This window comes from Actinoplanes sp. OR16 (assembly GCF_004001265.1).
Lineage (GTDB): Bacteria > Actinomycetota > Actinomycetes > Mycobacteriales > Micromonosporaceae > Actinoplanes.
In genome coordinates this window covers 1,304,719-1,323,954 of the sequence record NZ_AP019371.1, presented here as the reverse complement: position 1 = coordinate 1,323,954, position 19,236 = coordinate 1,304,719, and the positions used below count along the sequence as shown (strand labels likewise).

At 72.3% G+C, this 19,236-nt stretch carries 18 protein-coding genes; 5 read left to right on the top strand and 13 right to left on the bottom strand.

Annotated elements, in window-relative coordinates; genetic code table 11:
• Positions 1–2 precede the first annotated feature (2 nt).
• The 4 genes from EP757_RS06005 to EP757_RS05990 are packed head-to-tail and all read right to left on the bottom strand — an operon-like array spanning position 3 to position 5,303.
• The gene (locus EP757_RS06005) at positions 3–764 is read right to left on the bottom strand and encodes a hypothetical protein (RefSeq protein ID WP_127543205.1); all 762 of its coding nucleotides are present in this window, start codon (positions 762–764) and stop codon (positions 3–5) included.
• Complete coding sequence (locus tag EP757_RS06000; RefSeq protein ID WP_127554101.1) at positions 751–3,288, bottom strand: FtsK/SpoIIIE domain-containing protein; 2,538 nt, start codon at positions 3,286–3,288, stop codon at positions 751–753. The genes EP757_RS06005 and EP757_RS06000 overlap by 14 nt, the downstream gene beginning before the upstream one ends.
• A gap of 57 nt (positions 3,289–3,345) precedes the next feature.
• Positions 3,346–4,662: a hypothetical protein gene (locus EP757_RS05995; protein ID WP_127543204.1), complete on the bottom strand. Its 1,317-nt coding sequence runs from the start codon at positions 4,660–4,662 to the stop codon at positions 3,346–3,348.
• Between the two features lie 8 nt (positions 4,663–4,670).
• Complete coding sequence (locus tag EP757_RS05990) at positions 4,671–5,303, bottom strand: DUF4126 domain-containing protein (protein WP_127543203.1); 633 nt, start codon at positions 5,301–5,303, stop codon at positions 4,671–4,673.
• 54 nt (positions 5,304–5,357) lie between these two features.
• On the opposite strand from EP757_RS05990, the gene nucS reads away from it, so the two are divergent.
• On the top strand, positions 5,358–6,017 hold the full coding sequence (nucS, locus tag EP757_RS05985) for an endonuclease NucS (protein WP_127543202.1): 660 nt from the start codon (positions 5,358–5,360) through the stop codon (positions 6,015–6,017).
• A 42-nt stretch (positions 6,018–6,059) separates the two neighbouring features.
• On the opposite strand, the gene EP757_RS05980 is transcribed toward nucS, so the two are convergent.
• From EP757_RS05980 to EP757_RS05970, 3 genes are read right to left on the bottom strand one after another with little or no spacing between them, the layout of a single operon-like run.
• A complete protein-coding gene (locus tag EP757_RS05980; RefSeq protein WP_127543201.1) occupies positions 6,060–7,544 on the bottom strand; it encodes a DUF6297 family protein in 1,485 nt (494 codons plus the stop codon).
• Positions 7,541–8,179: an ABC transporter ATP-binding protein gene (locus EP757_RS05975; protein WP_127543200.1), complete on the bottom strand. Its 639-nt coding sequence runs from the start codon at positions 8,177–8,179 to the stop codon at positions 7,541–7,543. The genes EP757_RS05980 and EP757_RS05975 overlap by 4 nt, the downstream gene beginning before the upstream one ends.
• 16 nt (positions 8,180–8,195) lie before the next feature.
• A complete protein-coding gene (locus tag EP757_RS05970) occupies positions 8,196–9,689 on the bottom strand; it encodes an aldehyde dehydrogenase family protein (RefSeq protein ID WP_127543199.1) in 1,494 nt (497 codons plus the stop codon).
• A 53-nt stretch (positions 9,690–9,742) separates the two neighbouring features.
• On the opposite strand from EP757_RS05970, the gene EP757_RS05965 reads away from it, so the two are divergent.
• Together EP757_RS05965 and EP757_RS05960 are read left to right on the top strand one after the other, a co-directional pair.
• A complete protein-coding gene (locus tag EP757_RS05965; protein WP_127543198.1) occupies positions 9,743–10,069 on the top strand; it encodes a hypothetical protein in 327 nt (108 codons plus the stop codon).
• A 3-nt stretch (positions 10,070–10,072) separates the two neighbouring features.
• The gene (locus tag EP757_RS05960) at positions 10,073–10,867 is read left to right on the top strand and encodes an alpha/beta hydrolase (protein WP_127543197.1); all 795 of its coding nucleotides are present in this window, start codon (positions 10,073–10,075) and stop codon (positions 10,865–10,867) included.
• On the opposite strand, the gene EP757_RS05955 is transcribed toward EP757_RS05960, so the two are convergent.
• From EP757_RS05955 to mce, 5 genes are all read right to left on the bottom strand, one after another.
• Entirely contained in the window at positions 10,864–11,355 is a 492-nt protein-coding gene (locus tag EP757_RS05955) for a hypothetical protein (protein ID WP_127543196.1), read from the bottom strand. The genes EP757_RS05960 and EP757_RS05955 overlap by 4 nt on opposite strands.
• A 26-nt stretch (positions 11,356–11,381) precedes the next feature.
• A complete protein-coding gene (locus tag EP757_RS05950; protein WP_127543195.1) occupies positions 11,382–12,503 on the bottom strand; it encodes an AI-2E family transporter in 1,122 nt (373 codons plus the stop codon).
• Positions 12,504–12,568: 65 nt separating this feature from the next.
• The gene (locus EP757_RS05945; RefSeq protein WP_174262343.1) at positions 12,569–14,011 is read right to left on the bottom strand and encodes a Laminin subunit beta-1; all 1,443 of its coding nucleotides are present in this window, start codon (positions 14,009–14,011) and stop codon (positions 12,569–12,571) included.
• Positions 14,012–14,261: 250 nt separating this feature from the next.
• Complete coding sequence (locus tag EP757_RS05940; protein WP_127543194.1) at positions 14,262–15,614, bottom strand: cell division protein DivIVA; 1,353 nt, start codon at positions 15,612–15,614, stop codon at positions 14,262–14,264.
• A 279-nt stretch (positions 15,615–15,893) separates the two neighbouring features.
• Positions 15,894–16,370, bottom strand: coding sequence for a methylmalonyl-CoA epimerase (gene mce, locus EP757_RS05935; protein ID WP_127543193.1), 477 nt, complete (start codon positions 16,368–16,370; stop codon positions 15,894–15,896).
• Positions 16,371–16,433: 63 nt separating this feature from the next.
• Here mce and EP757_RS05930 point away from each other — a divergent pair, with 63 nt between their 5' ends.
• On the top strand, positions 16,434–17,660 hold the full coding sequence (locus EP757_RS05930; RefSeq protein ID WP_127543192.1) for an acetyl-CoA C-acetyltransferase: 1,227 nt from the start codon (positions 16,434–16,436) through the stop codon (positions 17,658–17,660).
• Positions 17,657–18,613 carry a methylmalonyl Co-A mutase-associated GTPase MeaB gene (meaB, locus tag EP757_RS05925; protein WP_127543191.1) on the top strand — a complete coding sequence of 319 codons (957 nt, stop codon included), beginning with the start codon at positions 17,657–17,659 and terminating at the stop codon, positions 18,611–18,613. The genes EP757_RS05930 and meaB overlap by 4 nt, the downstream gene beginning before the upstream one ends.
• Here meaB and EP757_RS05920 read toward each other — a convergent pair.
• On the bottom strand, positions 18,610–19,191 hold the full coding sequence (locus tag EP757_RS05920; protein ID WP_127543190.1) for a PadR family transcriptional regulator: 582 nt from the start codon (positions 19,189–19,191) through the stop codon (positions 18,610–18,612). The genes meaB and EP757_RS05920 overlap by 4 nt on opposite strands.
• Between the last annotated feature and the right edge of the window lie 45 nt (positions 19,192–19,236).

The window sequence follows — 19,236 nt, the reverse complement described above, 5'->3', positions numbered from 1 at the left end:
TGTCAGCGCTGCGCGGCGAACAACAGGGACAGCGCCGTGGCCGCCACCATGCCGCCGAGCAGGGTCAGCCCGATGCCGCCGATGTCCAGCCTGGCGTGCAGCCGCCGGTGCGCGAGCAGGGCGGCCACCGGCACCCCGGTCGACGGCGCGACCAGGAAGCCCAGCCACCCGATCCCGCGGATGATCACGCCACCGGGCACCTCCGTACCCCCGAAGGTCACCAACCCGGCGGCGACGAGACCGGCCAGCGCCGCGCAGAGCGCGCCCACCAGCGGCAGCAGCGGGAAGATCCAGCGGTTGAGGCTGTGCCGGGCCGGGCGGACCGTCACGTCGATCCGGTCCTGCGCGCGGGCCAGTAACACCCGGGGCGACTGCCGGCCCTGCGTCAGCGCGGTGCCGGCGCCGGACTCCTCCGACGGGCGCCGCTGAAGTGCCACCCGGGGCATCGCCTCGATCGGGGCGGGCTCCGGCATCTCGCCGAGCGCCCGCACCCGCATCCCGCGTGCCCGGCGCAGCTGGTCCCAGAGCCGGGCCGCCTCCCGGTCCACGTCGAGGACCTGAGCGGCCGCGGCGCCGGCCCAGCGGTCGGCGGTGAGCGCGTCGTGCTCGGCGCGGGCCAGCTCGCCGGCCGCCCGTGCCGCGTTGTCCTGGTACGCCTGCTCCGCGCTGTCCAGCTCGGTGTCGCGGCGCTTGTTCACCTCGGCCAGGGCGCTCACCATCAGCTGGTAGTCGCGCCCCAGCGGCTGCCGGTCACGTGTGGTCACTGTTCACCTCGTACGGGATGATCACTTCGGGTGTGCGGTGCACGGAACGGTCGAAGAACAGGGCCCGCCGGGCGCGCGGGTACCAGACCGGGCCGCCGGGCTGCGGGTAGAGCGGCGTCAGGTCGGCGCCGGGCACGTCGAGGGCCACCCAGGCGCCGATCGCGTCGAAGCCGGCGTTCAGGCCGCCCAGGTCGTCGCGGAGCCGGGGGACGGTACGCCACCAGCCCAGCACGTGCGTACGCCGCTCGGGTCCGGTGTCCAGCAGCGCCCGCAGCGACTCGCGGTGCGCCGGGCCGGCCGCGTCCAGCGCGTACCCGAGGACGTAGTGCGGCACCTCGGCGGCGGGCAGGTCGAACGTCACGTCCGAGGAGTCGTACCAGTCGGCGACCGGCAGTTCGGCGACCAGCCGGGCCGCCGCCCGTTCCGCCTCGGGCGCCAGGCAGATGACGCTGAAGTGGGCGGGACCCTGCGCCGCCAGCGACAGCGCGGCCGCCGAGAGCACGTCGCACGCCTCGTCGGTGCGGGCGCCGAGCACCGCCAGGTTGCGTCCGGGCATCCGTCCGAGCCGCAGCCGGGCCGGTCGCGCCGCCACGTCGATCCGCTCGCCGAGCACGGCGCCGGGGGAGGATCCGGGTTCGAGCGTGGAGGCCGCGGCCCGGTACGCCGCCGGCAGCCGTGGCACCGCGTTGCCGTCGAAGAGGCGGGGTTCCTCGCAGCCGACCGGCCGGGACCGCCAGAGCCGCCGCTGCAGGGTCCGCCAGACCGTCCGGTCGCCGGCGTCGGGCAGCCGGACGATCCGGTTGGCGCCGGCCGCGCCCGAGGCGGTGTTCACGACGGCGTGATAGCGGGGGATGACAGCGGCCGCCAGGTTGTCGTCGGGCAGGATCCGGCGGGCCTTCGGCAGCGCGATCCGCAGCGGGAAGCAGCCGGCGAGCGACTGCACCCCGATCGTGTCCGGCGACGCGAGGATCAGGTGCACGCCCTGCGGGCCGCCGCGCCGGGCGATGTCCTCGAGCAGGCCGGCCGCCTCCTCGGCGACCGCGTCCCGCCCGGTGATCAGCGCCTGGAACTCGTCGACGACGGCGACGATGCGCGGCCAGTGGCCGTCCGGGTCGGCGGCCCGCAGTTCGGCGAGCGTGCCGGCGCCGTGCCGTTTCCCGGCGAGCGACCGGGTGCGCAGCTCCTCGGCGAGGTGCCGCAGCATCGCCAGGCCGAACTCGCGGTCCGCGTTGATGTTGATGCCGGCCAGCCGGACCTGCGGCAGCCAGCTGGGATCGCGTGACCCGGGGGCGTACCGCGCGAACGACACGCCCTCCTTGAAGTCGAGCAGGTAGAGCGCCAGCTCCTCGGGTCCGTACCGGGTGGCCAGCGAGCCGAGCCAGACGTGGATCAGGTTGGTCTTGCCGGATCCGGACGGGCCGCCGATCAGCGCGTGCGGGAACTCGTCGCCGAGCGGCACCTCGACCATCGTCCCGTCGGTGCAGTCGCCGATCGGTGCGGGCAGCCCGTACGCCGACGACGCAGCCCAGAACTTCGGCGGCTCCAGGTCGCTGAGCTTCGCCGGCGCCGGTCCGGCCCGCAGCCGATCGGCCGCCGCCTTGCAGAACGCGGCGACCCGGTCCGCCGGCGGTGGCGGGTCGAGGGTGATCGCCAGCGGGCCCAGCGAGTCGCAGTAGGCGGTCCGCTCGGACACCACGATCCGCTCGACGCTCGCGTGTTCTTCCAGATCAAGACCGCGGACCAGCAGATGTACGCCGGCAGCCACACCGTTGCGGACGATCCGATCGAGTTGCGCCCGCTGGACAGCCGTCATCTCGGCGGCGGTGGCCCGGTCGGCGAGGAGGACGACGAGCCGCCACGGCTCGGTACGCGGCCCCGGCATCTCGTTGACCCGGCAGATGTGCTCGACCAGCTCGTCCAGCAGCGACCCGAGCGCGCCCGGCCCGACCAGCGACGGGGAGAGCGGGGCGAACGGCGCGAGTATGCCGCCCAGCTGCTCGGGGTCGTAGACGGTGAGCCGCACGTCGCCGGGCCGGGTGCTGCCGAGCGCCCGCAGCAGCAGCCCGGTGATCACCTGATCGAGGACCGCGGGCGGCCCGGCCAGGTGCAGGTGTGCCGCGTCGAGCAGCGGCACCAGCCCGGGCAGGGCGGCCGTCTCCTCGAACGCGATCGTGCCGATGCGCAGCAGGCCGGGACGTCCGCCCGGCTCCGGCTCGCTCGGCGCCCACACCCGCCACGGCGCCCCGGCCGCGCCCGTCGCGCTGACCGTGGCGAGTCCGCGCAGGTGACCGGCAAGCCGTACCGCCTCGCTGCGGTACCGCCGCTGGATGTCGTCACGGGCCGTCTCGCGCGCCGCGGCCAGCTGGTTCAGGCAGGTGGCGTACGCCTCCCGCACCAGCCCTTTGCGGTGCTGAGCTTCGCCCCGTGCGGTTTCCGCGGCGGCCAGCACCGCTCGTGCGGTGCCCCGAGCCTCGGCGAGTTCCTGCCGGACAGCGGCGACCAACGCGTTGCGGTGACTACCCACGCGCACCCCCGGAGTCCATGTTGGGGGAGTTTAGCCATATCTGCCCAATTCGGGCATTTAGCCGTTGCGTGTCGTGATCTCATGCAGGTTACGGCCGCTCAGTTCCTCCCACAGCCGGCCCGCGACGATCATGCCGGCCTCCTGCTGCCACTGCCGGGTCACGTCCCTCGGCACGTACCGCCGGAACCAGTCCGCCGCGAGCCGTGCCTCACGGCTCATGCCGTCGGTGCGGGGACGCCGGGCGTACGGATCGATGCCCAGCACGCAGCAGAACTGCAGCACGTTGTAGTAGCGCCACTCGTCGGCCGTCCCGAACGGGCCCGGTGGCCGCAGCGCCGACACCGACTCCCGCAGCACCGCCCGCAGCTCGCGGGCCCGCAGCCGGGGTGAGTCCTCCCGGTCGGCCAGCCGCCGCTCCACCACCGGCAGATCGGTGAGCGGGCTGCGGGTCAGCCGGTCCAGGTCGCCGAAGTCGGAGAGCGCCCGCCGGGTCAGCCGCAGGAACTCCGGCTCGCTGATCGCCTCCAGCCGGCGGCGCTCCCGGCGGCGCAGCAGCGCCTCCGCGTTGGAGAAGAGCGTCGCCCGGTCCGTCCTCAGTGGCCCCTCGTCGGCGAGCGCCACCCGGTCCAGCAGCCGGCGCACCCGGCTGGACAGCCCGACGCCGGCCGCGGCGACCGCCAGGATCATGAACTGGAGCACCACGATCACGTCGTGGCCCGGTGACAGCATCACGGTGATCGCCACCGGAACCCCGGCCAGCACCGTCACCGCGATCGCGCCGGTCACCGAGCGCCGCAGGTCCGGCCGCAGCCGCTCGCCGGTCTCCACGGCGTGCGCCACCGCGATCAGGTAGCCGGCGGCCAGCAGGTCGACGCCGAGCGCCGCGAGCGCCGGGACCGCAGCGTTCGCCGACGGCGTCAGCAGCAGAGCCAGCGCCGCCGCGTAGAGCACGGCCAGCATCGTCATGGCGGCCGGCAGCCGAGGCGGGAACACCTGCGCACGTCCCCGCCAGAGCAGCGTCAGCGCGCCCGCCAGCGGCGTCAGCGCCACCAGCCGGCCGATCGGCGGCAGCGCGATCACCATGCCCAGGAAGAGCAGCCCCAGCACCAGCGCGCCACGGTCGATCGGACGACGTTCCCGTGGGGTCAGCGGCAGCAGGGCGACGATCGCGCCCGCCCAGCCCAGCGCCGGCAGGCAGAGCCAGATCTGGGCGACGGCGCTGTCTTCCGCGACCGTGAAGATCAAGAGCCCGACGGCGTACGCCCACAGCGCTGCCGACGCCCAGCGCAGCACCGTCCGACCTGGATCCCGGCCGAGCAGGTAACAGGCCAGCCACGCGGACAGTGTGAAGACGGGTACAGCGAGAGCGGCCACCGGAAGAGTCAACCAAAGAGGCGTTGCGTATCGACAGCCCTGTCTTCTCCGGCCTCTCTCGCCTCCCGGCGCCTGTTGCGTCGCCGGATCACCCAGAACGAGAAGAACAGCAGGAACGCCAGCCCGATCAGGACGAGGATCGGCAGCACGATCGCGAGGACCGACATGACCACGCTGCCGACGTCCTCGGCGGTGCTGGCGACCGGCGCGCCGAAACCCGCGGTGGTGGCGTTCACGACCGGCCGGGATGCCGCTTTCACTCCATGGACCCCGAGCGCGATCACCGCGCCCGCGACGATCGGCACCCACGCGTGTGAGCTGAAGAACGCGCCCGGGTCGGCCACCGTCACCGTCTCGGACGTCGAGCCGGCGCCGAACGCCAGGCCACCGGCGGTCGGCCGGACGAACGTCTGCACCGCGTCGTTGAAGTGGTCGACGACCGGGACCTTGTCGGCCACCACTTCGATCGCCAGCAGAACGGCCAGGATCGTCAGGGTCCAGCCGTTCGACAGCCAGGACCAGCCGGACGGCAGGTCGATCGCGTCGGTGAACCGGGCGAGCACGCCCATCGTCAGCAGAGGGATATACGCATTCAGGCCCGCGGATGCCGCCAGGCCGGTGCCGGTCAAGACTTCGAACACGTACTCAGCATGGCACCGCCCTGCACGTGCCGCAGTGTGGGCTACTGTCGCACGGTGCGTCTGGTCATCGCGAAGTGTTCAGTGGACTACGTCGGGCGTTTGTCAGCCCACCTCCCGCCGGCCGTCCGGCTGCTGATGGTGAAGGCCGATGGATCGGTGTCGATCCACGCCGACGATCGTGCCTACAAGCCGCTCAACTGGATGAGCCCGCCCTGCAAGCTGCAGGAGTCGGAGGGCGTCTGGAAGGTGGTGAACAAGGCCGGCGAGGAGCTGCGGATCACCCTGGAGGAGATCTTCCAGGATTATTCGTACGAACTGGGCGTCGACCCCGGCCTGGTCAAGGACGGTGTCGAGGCGCACCTGCAGGAGCTGCTCGCGGCGCACCCGGAGACGTTCGGCGAGGGCTGGACCCTGGTCCGCCGCGAATACATGACCGCCATCGGCCCGGTCGACCTGCTCTGCAAGGACGAGAACGGCGGCTCGGTCGCCGTCGAGATCAAGCGCCGTGGCGAGATCGACGGTGTCGAGCAGCTGACCCGCTACCTCGAACTGATGAACCGCGACCCGCTGCTCGCCCCGGTGAAAGGCGTCTTCGCGGCCCAGGAGATCAAGCCGCAGGCCCGCGTGCTCGCCACCGACCGAGGCATCCGCTGCGTGGTCGTCGACTACGACAAGCTCCGTGGCATGGAGCGCAACGAGCTGACCCTCTTCTGACACCGACCGTCCGCGCGCGTTCGCGGCCGGATGAGGGCGGCCTCAGCGGGGGGTCAGCTCCGTGCGGGTGTCGGACGTCGTGGCGTTGACGTAGGCCCGGGCGCCGAAGACGGCGAGCGCGGCCTGCAGGAGGACCGTCGTCCAGGGCAGCGGGTCGTCCTGGGCCAGGGCGATCAGCGTCGGCAGCGCCAGCAGCAGGATGTCCGGGCCGGCGAGGGAGTTGACCAGCGGGCCGGTCGAGACCGTACCCATCGGAGTGTCCAGCGGCAGCAGGTCGTTGCGGACGAAGCCGACCCGGGCGTGCCGGGCCGCTGCCGCCGCGGCGGCCGGGGCGATCGCCGGGCCCAGCGCCCACCACGGTCCGGCGGGCAGGTTGCCGGTCAGCTGCAGCAGGGTCAGCGCCAGGGTGGCCCAGATCGCGGCCAGCACCGTCGGCACCCACAGCCGCTGGTAGAGGGCCTCGCGGGAGTTCAGGCCGAGGAGCCGGGACATGACCGGGTTGCCGGCGTCGGTCTTGATGGTGGCCGCGGTGGTCCGGGCCGCGATCATCGTGGCGAGCAGCAGGACGATCGCGAGCAGCCAGCTCGGGGCGGACGTCAGCAGCAGCGGCAGGGCGGTGGCGCCGAGCAGCCAGATCAGGCGGGGGAACCGGCGTCCGGCCAGGAGCAGGTCCTGGCCGGTCAGGATCGGGAACCGGGCCGGCAGGCGGGTGGACCGCAGGCGCCGCTTCGCCCAGTACCGCCGCTCGACCATGTCGGCCACCCAGGACGGTTCCATGCCGAACGCCGCGTCGAAGAGGGTGCCGGTGGTCTTCGCGGATTCCAGGATGCGGTCGTTGCGGGTGCGCGCTGTCGCGCGTACGAGGAAGGCGAAGCCCGCCACGATGACCAGCGCGAGCGGAAGCAGCGAGATGGCCGGCGGCGGCCCGGCGAGAGCGGGTGGCGTCCACCCGGCCGACTCCGCGACCAGCTCACCCAGGCCGACGGCGAGCGCCAGCGACGCGAGGCGGTCCAGCACCACCGAGCCGCGCGGCATGACCTGCGCGAACGCCGCCACCAGGAAGATCAGCAGCCCGGTCAGGGCGCCGGCGAGGATCAGCACGTCGGAGAGCTGGTCACGCCGGCCGGCGTGACCGAGGATCGCGAACGCCGCCGCCGCGCCGGCCAGCGCCGCGCCGGCCGCGGCGAGACGCACCGAGGGCAGCAGCAGGCGGCGGCGGCTCACCGGCGCGGTCAGCAGGAAGTAGGAGGCCGGCCGGCTCATCGTGATCGGGCCGATCTGCCGCAGCGCGAGCAGCAGCAGGGCGCCGCAGATCACCGCCACGGCGACGCCGGCCAGGCCGGACAGGGCCGGGTCGGCGGGCCAGAACACGGCCGTCAGCTGGCGTTCGAAGACGGCGGAGGCGATCGCCACGAAGAGGACGCCGACGTAGACGTTGCTCAGCGTGGCGCCGCGCTCGCGATGCGACGACTGGGTGGCGTGGATCCAGCGGCGGACCGGGCGCAGCGGGACGGTGGCGTCGCTCACAGCGAGTCCATCGTGGTCACCGAGGCGCCGGACGCGGCGGCGAACGCGTCGTCGTGGCTCGCCATCAGCAGCGATCCGCCGTCGGCGAGGTACTCGGCGAGCATCGCCGCCACGGCGGCCTTGCCGTCCGGGTCGAGGCGCTGCTCCGGCTCGTCGAGGATCAGCAGCGAGCTGGGCCGGATCAGCGCCAGCACCAGCGTGAGCCGCTGCTTCTGACCGGACGAGAGCGACGGCGGGATGGCGTCGGCGTGTCCGGCCAGCCCGAACCGCTCGAACGCCTCGCCGACGACGGAGTCGATCGCCGGCAGATCCATCCCGTGTGCGCGGCAGACCAGTTCGGCGTGCTCGCGGGCGGTGAGGCCGGGGTACCAGGTCGGCGGCTCGACGGTGGTGACCACGGCACGCCAGAACTCCGGGGTGTCGCCCGGATCGCCGCCGAAGACCCGGATCTCGCCCGAGTCCGGCTGCTGCAGGCTGCTCACGCAGCGCAGCAGCGTCGACTTGCCGATGCCGTTCTCACCGGTCACGCAGACGCCGGCGCCGGCCGGCACGACCAGGCCGACGTCGACCAGGACCGGCGTGGAGCCGTAGCTGACGTTCAGATTGCTGACCTCGACCGCCGGATGATCCACCACCCGGTCAGCCTAGGCCTCAGGGTTTGCGGCCGTAGAGGAGGCGCAGTGCCTTCACGATCTGCTGAACCTGGGCCGGGGTCCGCTCGAACGTCATCGCCGGCAGCAGCGACCGGGCCCGCCGGACCGTGATCGCTTTCGGACGGGCGAACTCACGCAGACCGTCCTCGCCGTGGATCCGCCCGAAGCCCGACTCGCCGACGCCGCCGAACGGCAGGTTGCCCATGCCGACGAAGGTGAGCGTGCCGTTGACGGCCACCATGCCGGAGCGCAGGCGGCGGGCGATGCGGATGGCGTTCTTCTTGCCGAAGACCGAGCCACCCAGCCCGTACGCCGTGTCGTTGGCCTTCTCGACGGCCTCCTCGGCATCACGCACCTTGGTGATCGTGAGCGTCGGGCCGAACGTCTCCTCCCGGATCTCCGCCGAGTCCTCCGGGACGTCGACCAGGACCGTCGGCGCCACATAGGGCGCCTGCACCGCGTCGGCGCCGCCGAGCACCGCCCGGCCGCCCTTGGCGAGCGCGTCCTCGATGTGGTCGCGGATGATGTCGAGCTGCTTCGGCATGGTGATCGGGCCGATCTCCTGGCCGGTCCGCAGCTTGCCGGCCTTCTCCACGACGGCCTCGACGAACCGGTCGTAGACGGGCGCGACCGCGTACACCCGCTCGATGCCGATGCAGGTCTGCCCGGCGTTGGTCATGGCGCCCCAGACGGCGGCCTCGGCGGCGGCGCTGACATCGGCGTCGGCGTCGACGATCAGCGCGTCCTTGCCGCCGGCCTCGATGACCACCGGCACCAGGTTCTCCGCGCAGGCGGCCATCACCTTCTTGCCGGTGGCGGTGGAACCGGTGAAGGAGACCTTACCGACCCCGGAGCGGCAGAGCGCCCCGCCGACGTCGCCGAGACCGTGCACGGCCTGTAGCACCGGGTGCTCGGGAACCACCTCGGCGAACGTGTCGGCGAGCCACTGGCCGACGACCGGCGTGTACTCGCTGGGCTTGAAGACGACGGTGTTGCCGGCCGCGAGCGCGCCGCTGATCGGGCCGACCGGCGTGACGATCGGGTAGTTCCACGGGCCGATCACGCCGACCACGCCGAACGGCTGGTACTCCAGGTGGCCGGTGTGCTCGGCGAGCAGCAGCCGGGTGCGCATCCTGCGGGGTCCGAGCACCCGCTTCGCGTTCTTGGCGGCCCAGTCCAGGTGCTCGACGGCCGCGGTGACCTCGATGATCCCGTCGGTGACCGGCTTGCCGGCCTCCCGGTGGGTCAGCTCGGCCAGTTCCTCGATGCGCTCGACCAGCAGGGAGCGCCAGCGCAGCAGCCGCACCTTGCGGCCCTCGAATCCGAGGCTCTGCCACCAGGTGGAGGCGGCCTTGGCGCGTTCGACGGCGGCCGTGACGGCCTTCTCGTCGGCGACCGGGACGCGCCCGGCCTCGTCGCCGGTGGCCGGGTTCGTGGAGATCAACCAGCCGTCCTCGATCACGGGCAGGCCGGGAACGTGAGTCGCCGTCATGTACGGAGTCTAGGGTGATTGTTACCAGCGAGTCACTACGTACTCTTGACGTTGTGAGCCCCCGCCGCAATCGCCCCCGCCGCTCCGAAGCCGACGAGCGCAGCGCCGACCGTCCCGGCATCACCGAGGACCGCGTTCAGCAGTGGCAGGACGGCGAGTGGATGGTGCGCAACATCTTCGGGCAGGCCGCGGTCAAGGTCTACCGGTGCCCGGGCTGCATGCAGGACATCCGGCCGGGCGTCGCACACATCGTGGCGTGGCCGGCCGACGGCTACGGCGACGAGTCCGACCGGCGGCACTGGCACACCGGTTGCTGGCGGGCGCGGGACAGGCGTGCCCCCGGTGTGGAGCGGTCGCGCAACGCTCCTCGTTATGGTTGATCAGTGAGCAACCAGATCAGGGCCAACTCGATCCTCCCGGCGAACCGCGAGGAGATCGAGCTGCACACCGCTGACGGCGTCACCCTCGTCGGTGAGCTGGCCCGCCCGCTCGACCGGGAGCCGGTGGCCACCCTCGTCTGCCTGCACCCGCTGCCCACCCACGGCGGCATGATGGACAGCCACATCTACCGCAAGGCCGCCTGGCGGCTTCCCGCGCTGGCGGGGATCGCGGTGCTGCGCTTCAACACCCGGGGGACGACCTCGGTCCGGGGTACGAGCGGAGGCGAGTTCTCGTCGGCCGTCGACGAGAAGTACGACGTCGCCGCCGCCATCGAGTTCGCCGAGTTCGCCGACCTGCCGAACATCTGGCTGGTGGGCTGGTCGTTCGGCACCGACCTGACCCTGATGTACGGCCTGGACCCGGCGGTGAACGGCGCGATCCTGCTCTCCCCGCCGCTGCGCTTCTCGAAGCCCGAGCACCTGGAGGCCTGGGCCACCGACGGCAAGCCGGTGACCGCGATCATCCCGGAGTTCGACGACTACCTGCGCCCGGCCGAGGCGAAGGAACGGTTCGCCGCGATCCCGCAGTGCGAGGTCGTCCCGGTCGAGGGCGGCAAGCACCTCTGGGTCGGCGACGCCGAGAAGATCCTCGACGAGATCGTCCGCCGGGTCGCCCCGGACGCCGCCACGCCGCTGCCGCGTACCTGGGACGGGCCGATGGAGACCGGCGACATGAACGCCTACGCGGACCGCACGGTCGCCGCCTTCGCCGACAAGCCCGTCCCCGAGGGTCTTTAACGCGCCTGCTGAGCGACCCTGGCGTCCAGCTCGGCCAGCATCGCGCTCTCCTCCGGGCTGCCGCCGCCGGCGGTCTCCCGGAGGTTCGGCGGGAAGATCTCCCGGACCGACTCCGGGTAATCCTCGCCGTCGGCCGGCAGCTCGTACCGCAACGGCGAGGTCAGGTGGATCGCGACGGGCGAGGCGAGCGCGGGCAGATCGGTCCCGGTCCCCTCGGCGGGCACCCATTTGCAGTGGATCCAGGCATAGACGGTGCGGTGATCGGCGTCCGGTGACAGCCCCATCGGCCTGCCCACGCAGAGCGGTGACCAGCCGGCCTCCCGGGTGGTCTCTCGCCCGAACGCCGGGTCGGCCTCCAGCGCCCGCACGGCCTCGGCGGTGACGGCAGCGGCGCCGGGCGCGCCGACGACCGCGTCGGCCGGTTCGCTGCCGCACGCCGCGAGCGTCGTCCCGATCACGGCCAGGAGCACGGCGATCCTGAGGGTCATGCCGGGAATCTACTGAGGAGAGTCAATCAGCGATCCTGCTGGGAGGGGACCAGGACCTCTCGCATGATCAGCTGAATGGCGGCCACCATCGGGATCGCGACCAGGGCGCCGATCACGCCGAAGAGTCCCACGCCGACCAGCGCCGCGACCAGGGCGGCGACGTCGCTGACCTTGACCGAGCGACGCATCACGTTCGGATAGATCAGGTAGTTCTCGATCTGCTGGTAGACGATGAAGAAGATGATGCAGACGATGCCGTCGGAGACCGACGAGGCGAGGCCGACCAGGCTCACCACCACGGCGCCGAGCGTCGCGCCGATCTGCGGGATCAGGTCGCAGACCGCCACCACGACGGCGAGGGCGAACGGGAACGCCAGCCCGAGGGCCAGGGCCAGCGCGAAGGTGCTCACCCCGGCCAGGATGGCGATCGCGAGCGCGCCCACCATGTACGCCCCGACCTTCGTGAGGATCTCGTCGCTGAGCAGCCGCACCCGCTCCCGGCGCGAGCCCGGGACCAGCGAGTAGCCGGCCTCCTTGATCCGCTCGAAGGCGGCCATGAAGTAGATCGTCAGCACCAGCACGGTCAGGATGTTGAAGACCGTCCCGAAGAGCAGCCGGGCGCCGCCGACCACGCCGCCCACCGCGTTGCCGACGGTTCCCGCGTTTATCGCGCTCTGCACCTTGGTGGCGATGTCGTAGCGCTGCACCAGGTCGTTCACCGTCTCGGAGCGCTGCAGGCTCTCGATCACCTCGGGCGCGTTGTTGATCAGCTCGGTGGTCTGGGTGACCAGCGGCGGTATCAGCGCGATCAGCCCGCCGACCAGCAGGCCGACGACGCTCAGCGCCACGATCGCGACGGCGAACCCGCGGCGCATGCCCCAGCGGCGCAGCCGGTCGACGGCCGGGTTCAGGCCGATCGCCAGGAACAGCGCGATGAAGATCAGGACCAGGATCGAGGCGGCGTTGCGGACCCCGAGGAACAGCGCGTACGCCAGGAGGACGCCGAGCCCGAACAGGAATCCGAAGAGGAACGGACTGCGCCGGTTGAGCGGCCTGCCCGGCTCACCGTAGCGGCCCTCGTCGTCCGCGTGCTCCTCGTCGGCCGGTTCGTCGGCGGTCTTCGGCTCTTCTTCGGCAGCAGCGGACATCCTCGGAAGTTATCGCTGCCACGCCGTCCCCGCTAGCCGGGTGGGGACGGCGTGTCGACGATCGCTTATTCGGCGTCGGCCGGGACCCGGCTCGCCTGCGGGACGGTGACCTTCGCCGAGGCGGTGACCTTCGCCGGCTGCACCTGCTGGGTGGTCTCCGCGGTGGCCGGGGCGGCCGGGACCGCGGCGGTGGCGGTGGCCGGAGCGGCCTGCGTCTGCGGAGCGGCCGTCTGCGGCTCGGCTTCGGCGTACGCCTCCTGGTCCTCCGGAGAGGCAGCGGCCGCGAGCACCGCCGCCGCCGCGAGCTCGGCCACCCGTTTCGCCTCTTTCTGCACCTGGCGGCGAACCTCGGCGGCGCGCCGCTCGGCGGCCTCGCCCGCGCGCTCGGCCTCGGCCACCCGCTTGAGTTCCGCCTCCAGATTCTGCTGGGTCTCGGCGAGGCGCTGCTCGACCCGCTCGGCCTCGGTCTCCGAGTCCTGGGCCTGCTGCTCGGCGGTGGCCCGGCGGATCTCCGCCTCGGCGATCTTGGCGAGCGCGGCCTCCAGATCACGGCCGGCCTGGGCGATCTTCTCCTGCTGAGCGGCGATCTCCTTGCGAACCGCGGTGGCCTGCTCGTCCGACCGGCGGAGGACCTCTTCGGCGTACCGATCGGCCTCGCTGCGCAGGTCGGCGCACTGCTTCTCGACCCCGGTGCGCATCTGGTTGAGCTCCTCGAGGACCGAGTGCCGGCGCAGCGCCAGCTCCTGGTCGACCGAGGCCTTGAGCTCGGAGTGCTCCCGCTCGGCGGCCGCCCGCTTCGCGGCGATCTCCTGCTGCGCCTTCTCCCGGAGGGCCTTGAGCTCCTGCTCCGCCTGCACCCGGGTGGACTGCACGTAACCGTCCACTTCGGCCTTGGTGCGCTGCGCCTCCTGCACGGCCTTGTCGGTGAGCGCCTGCGCCTCGGCGCGGGACCGGGTCAGCACGGTCTCCGCCTCCTTCAGCGTCTGCTCGGCGTTCTGCCGGGCGGTGGCCACGTGCTTCTCGGTGGCGGCCCGCTTCGCGGCGTCCGCCTTCTCCTCCTCGGCCCGGCGTGCGGCCAGGGCGATCTCGAAGTCCCGGATGCCGTCGTGGGCGTGCGCCTCGGCCTCGGCACGGATCCGCTCCGCCTCGGCGAGCCGGCTCGCGATGTCGTCGGTGGCGGACGCCTTGATCGCCTCGGCCTGCTCCTCGGCCAGCGCGAGGATCTGCTCGACCCGTGGGCCGAGGTGCCGGAAGGAGACCTCGCCGACGGCGCCGGACTGCCGGCGAACCTGGGTTATCTCCTGCTGCAGCCGCTCGATCTGCGAGCTCATGGCCTGGAGCTGCGAATAGGCCTGCTCCCGCTCGGCGGCCAGCGCGGCGATCTCGTTCTCGGCGCGGGCCACGTATCGCTCGACTTGTTTCTTCTCGTAGCCCCGGAGAGCGGTCTCGAAGCTGGGCTCGGTGGCCGAGTCCCCGCTGAGACCGAAGATTTCACCGCCGTGCGACATGCTGTCCATCCTCACATACGCATCGTCCCAGGGCGTGTGCATACACACCGGGCTGGCAGGGACTATGCGGGTAGTTACCGATTTGTCTGACCCCGGCTTGCCAGAACCCAAGGCTACGCGGCGAAAACGAGCGAGGCCGTATCGGAGAAACTCCGATACGGCCCGAAGAACCGCGACCGCCCGGCGGAATCACCGTCGCGTACTCACGGCGGCTCCGCAACCCGGCGGCGACGCGTCGAATATCTCTATCTCAGGAGTTGGTCTTGGCAGCGACCGGCTCGTCACCGGTCTCGGCCGCTTCGGCCTGCTCGGCGTCCTCGACCTGCTGCTCCGCGGCGGGCTGCTCGGGAGCGCGCTGAGCCGGCGCCTCGGCTGCCTTCGGCGCGACGGCCTCGGCCACCGCCTTCACCGCGGCGGCGCCACCGCCGACGCCGGGAACGAGCCCGGAGAGGCCGGACAGCATCTGGCCTAGCTGGTTGGTGACGGCGTCCTTCTGCCGGGTCAGGTCCTCCACCTCGCGGCGGGCGGCCTGGGTGGTCAGCTCGGCCTCCGTACGGGCGTCGCTGAGCAGCCGGTTCGCCTCGGTGCGCGACTCGGTGACGGTCTTCTCGGCGAGCGCGCGGGCCTTCTCGACGGCCTCGGCGGCGCTGCGCTCCGACTCGACCCGGCGGGTCTCGGCGCGCTGCTCGATCTCCTTGGCGCGGTCCTCGGCGGCGCGGGCCCGCTCCTCGGCCTCGGACACCATCTTCTGGGTGGCGGCGACCTGGGCGGCGTGCCGCTCGGACTCCTCACGCTCGGCCTTCTCCCGGCGCTCGGCGATCTCCAGAGCCAGGGCCTGCAGGTCCTTGTCGCGCTTGTCACGGGCGTCGGTGAGCAGCTTGGTGGCCTCGGCGCGCTTCTCCTCGGCCTCGCGGGCCGCCTTGGCCCGGGCCTGGGTGATCTCGCGCTCGGCGGTGGCGCGGTGCGAGGCGACCTCGCGCTCCACCGTCGACTTCAGCTCGGCGACCTCGTGCGCGGTGACCGTGCGCAGCTGCTTGGTCTCGCGGTCCGCGTCGGAGCGCAGGGTGTCGGCCTCGCGCCGGGCCTGCACCCGGGTCTCCGCGGCCTCACGCTCGGCGTGCGTCCGCAACTGGCCGGCCTCGCGCTCGGCGGTGGCCTTCATGGCGGCGGCCTCGGCGCGCGCCTTGTCGGTGATCTCCCGCGCTTCCAGCCGGGCGGCGGAGAGGATGCCCTCGGACTCCCGCTTGGCCTCGTTGCGGTGGTCGTTCGCCTGCTCCTCGGCGAGACGGAGGATCTGCTCGACCCGGGTGCCCAGACCGGAGAGCGTCGGCCGGTTGTTCTCCTCCAGCAGCTTGTTCGAGTCGGCGAGCTTCTGCTCCAGCGCGTTGAGGCGCTGCTCAGCCTGGCGCAGACGACGCTGGGCGTCGTTCATCCGCTGCTCGGCCTCACCGCGAGCCTGCTCGGACTGGTTCAGCGCGGCGAGCAACCGGCCGATGTGTCCGTCGACCTGGTGACGGTCGTAACCCCGCAGAACCACGGTGAAGTCGTGCTGCGAGTTAGCGGTCTCGAAGAAGGCCAGGTTCTGATCCTGCTGCTGGGGCATTGCGCCATCCTGGCGAGAAGGGGGCGGACATGCAAGAGCGGACGGGCATCCGAACCGCATCGTAGATCAGCTTTGACCAGGAGCGTAGTCGGGTCCCGGGCCGAACGGACATGTCACCGGGCTCACCGGATGGTCAGCTGTCCTCCCGTCGCCACCTGCTGAGTCGGCGCTCCGGATGATCCGGCTTCGTCCTCGTACGTCGTCGGCCCTGCTCAATGGCCCCGATCCTGCCAGTCCGCCCGTCACCAGTCAGGTCGAATCACCCGACCGGGCTACCTCTCAAGCCGGCTCGACCAGCTCGACCAGCACCCCGCCGGCGTCCTTGGGATGGACGAAGTTGATTCGCGAACCGGCCGTGCCCCGGCGTGGCGTGTCGTACAGGAGGCGAAGCCCCTTGGTCCGCAGCGCGGCCGCCGCCGCCTCCACGTCGGCCACCGTGTAGGCCAGTTGCTGCAGCCCGGGGCCGCTGCGGTCGAGGAACTTCGCGATCGCCGAGTCTGGCCGCAGCGGCGCCAGCAACTGGATCCGGGGCCCGCTGCCGTCGCCCACGCTCAGCATCGCCTCGCGGACGCCCTGCTCCTCGTTGGTCTCCTCGTGCACGCACCGGAGGCCGAGATTCCGCTCGTAGAACTCGATGGCCGCGTCCAGGTCGGGGACCGCGATCCCCACGTGGTCGATGCGCAGCAACTCGAGGCCTTCGGCGAAGGCGGCTGTGACATTCTCGGGCCGGGTGTTGCTCGATGAGACGTCCGTCATGCGGATAGTCTCGGGCCTGACTCATCGTTAAGGCCAGCCTCGTCGCAGATTGGGATCGTGACCGTGACCAGCTCCGTCATCGTCAGTGGCGCCCGGACCCCGATGGGGCGCCTGCTCGGCAATCTCAAGCACCTCTCCGCCACCGCCCTGGGCGGCCACGCCATCGCCGCCGCCCTGGAGCGCGCCGGCGTCGCCCCCGACCAGGTGCAATACGTGATCATGGGTCAGGTCCTGCAGGCCGGCGCCGGGCAGATCCCGGCCCGGCAGGCCGCCGTCGCCGCGGGCATCCCGATGACCGTCCCGGCGATCACCGTCAACAAGGTCTGCCTCTCCGGCCTCGACGCGATCGCCCTGGCCGACCAGCTGATCCGGGCCGGCGAGTTCGACGTCGTGGTGGCCGGCGGCATGGAGTCGATGACGAACGCGCCGCACCTGCTCACCGACCAGCGGGCCGGGCGTAAGTTCGGTGACGTGACGGCCCGCGACCACATGGCGTTCGACGGGCTCACCGACCCGTGGGCCGGCATCTCGATGGGCGAGGCGACCGAGACCAGCGGCACGAAGCTCGGGATCACCCGGGCCGAGCAGGACGCGTTCGCGGCCGCCAGCCACCAGCGGGCCGCCGCCGCGCAGACCTCCGGCCGGTTCGCCGAGGAGATCGCCCCGGTCCCGGCCGGCGGCCGCGGCAACCCCGCACCGGTCGACACCGACGAGGGCGTGCGCCCGGACACCACCGCCGAGTCGCTGGCCAAGCTGCGCCCGGCCTTCACCGCCGACGGCACCATCACGGCGGCCTCCTCCTCGCCGATCTCGGACGGCGCCGCCGCCGTCGTGGTGATGCGCAAGGAGAAGGCCGAGGAGCTCGGTCTCACGTGGATCGCCGAGATCGTGGCGCACGGCAACGTGGCCGGGCCGGACAGCTCGCTGCAGTCGCAGCCGGCGAACGCGATCCGGCACGCCCTCGACAAGGCCGGCCTCGCGGTGGACGACCTCGACCTCATCGAGATCAACGAGGCGTTCGCCCAGGTGGTCATCCAGTCGGCGCGCGAGCTCAAGGTCAGCGACGAGATCGTCAACGTGAACGGCGGCGCGATCGCACTCGGCCACCCGATCGGCATGTCCGGCGCCCGGCTGGCCCTGACCCTGGCCCTGGAGCTGAAGCGGCGCGGCGGCGGTCTGGGCGCGGCCGGCCTCTGCGGCGGTGGCGGCCAGGGCGACGCGCTGATCATCAAGGTGCCGGCCGGCTCGCCGGTGACCGAGGCGCCCGCGGCCGAGGTCTCGGCGGCGTGACCCGCTCCCGCGATGTGCCCTCTCTCGTCGCCAAGGCGAGGGAGGGCGACCCGCGGTCCGTCGCCCGGCTGATCAGCCTGGTGGAGAACGGCGACCCGGCGCTGCCCGAGGTCGCCGCCGCGATGGCGCCGTACGCCGGCCGTGCCCAGGTCGTCGGCCTCACCGGCGCGCCCGGCGTGGGCAAGTCCACCACCACGAACGAGCTGGTCCGTGCCCTGCGCGAGACCGGCGCCCGGGTCGGCGTGCTCGCCGTCGACCCGTCCAGCCCGTTCACCGGCGGCGCGATCCTCGGCGACCGGATCCGGATGCAGGACCACAGTGCCGACCGCGGCGTCTACATCCGGTCGATGTCGAGCCGTGGCCAGCTCGGCGGCCTCTCCGCGGCCACGCCCCAGGCGGTCCGGGTCCTGGAGGGCGCCGGCTGCGACGTCGTGCTGGTCGAGACGGTCGGCGTCGGCCAGGCCGAGGTGGAGATCGCCTCGCTCGCCGACACCACGCTGGTGCTGCTCGCCCCGGGCATGGGCGACGCGATCCAGGCGGTGAAGGCCGGCGTCCTGGAGATCGCCGACGTCTTCGTGATCAACAAGGCGGACCGGCCCGGCGCCGACGCCACCTACCGCGACATCCAGGGGATGCTCGCGCTCGGCGAGCGCGACCCCGGCGACTGGCGTCCGCAGGTGACCCGGGCGGTCGCGGTCAAGGGTGAGGGGCTCGACGACGTGGTGGCCGCGATCGGCAAGCACCGCGACTGGCTGGAGACCAGCGGCAACCTGCAGGCCCGGCGGGAGCGACGAGCGGCGGCCGAGGTGTCGGCGCTGGCGCTCGGCGTGCTCCGGGCACGGATGGGTGATCTCAGTCACGGCACGGCGCTGGGTGAGCTCGCCGCGAAGGTCGCCGCCGGTGAGCTGGATCCGTACCGAGCAGCTGATCTTCTCTTGGAGAGCATCTCCTAGCCGAAGCGCGTCAGGGTCTCCTCGATCAGCGCGAGGTCCCAGGTGAGGCGGCCGGTCTCCAGATCGGCCACCACACGGCGCAACCACTCGATCTCCGCGCGCAGCATGACGACGCGGTACTCGTCCTCGATCAGGAAGAGGCGGGGCAGCCCGGGCGGCGCCTGCGCCTCGACGCCCGCCGCCCGGTCCTCCAGCGTGGCCAGCCGGCGCCGCAGCAACTCCCGTGTCTCCTCCGGGGTGAGCAGCGCCAGGAGCGCCAGCGAGACCGGGAACTCGGGGAACTCGCGAGCCGGCTCCGGCAGGGTCTCCAGCAGCCACCGCCGCAGGGTCGCCGCGCCCTCGTCGGTCACCTCGTAGACGGTGCGCTCCGGCCGTCCCGCCTCCCGGCTGGTGCCGCCGGGCCGGACCAGGCCTTCCCGGACCAGCCGGTCGAGAGCCTGGTAGACGCTGTTCCGCTGGGCGACGTTGACCAGCTGGTCCTGCCCGCGCTCTTTGATCATCTGCTGCATCCGGTACGGGTGCGTGGGCGCCTCGACGAGCAGCGCCAGCAGAACCATCGCGAGGGGGGACCTCTTCATGCGGCACAGGATAGGCCTTGACGTGTCTTAGTCATGGCATCAATA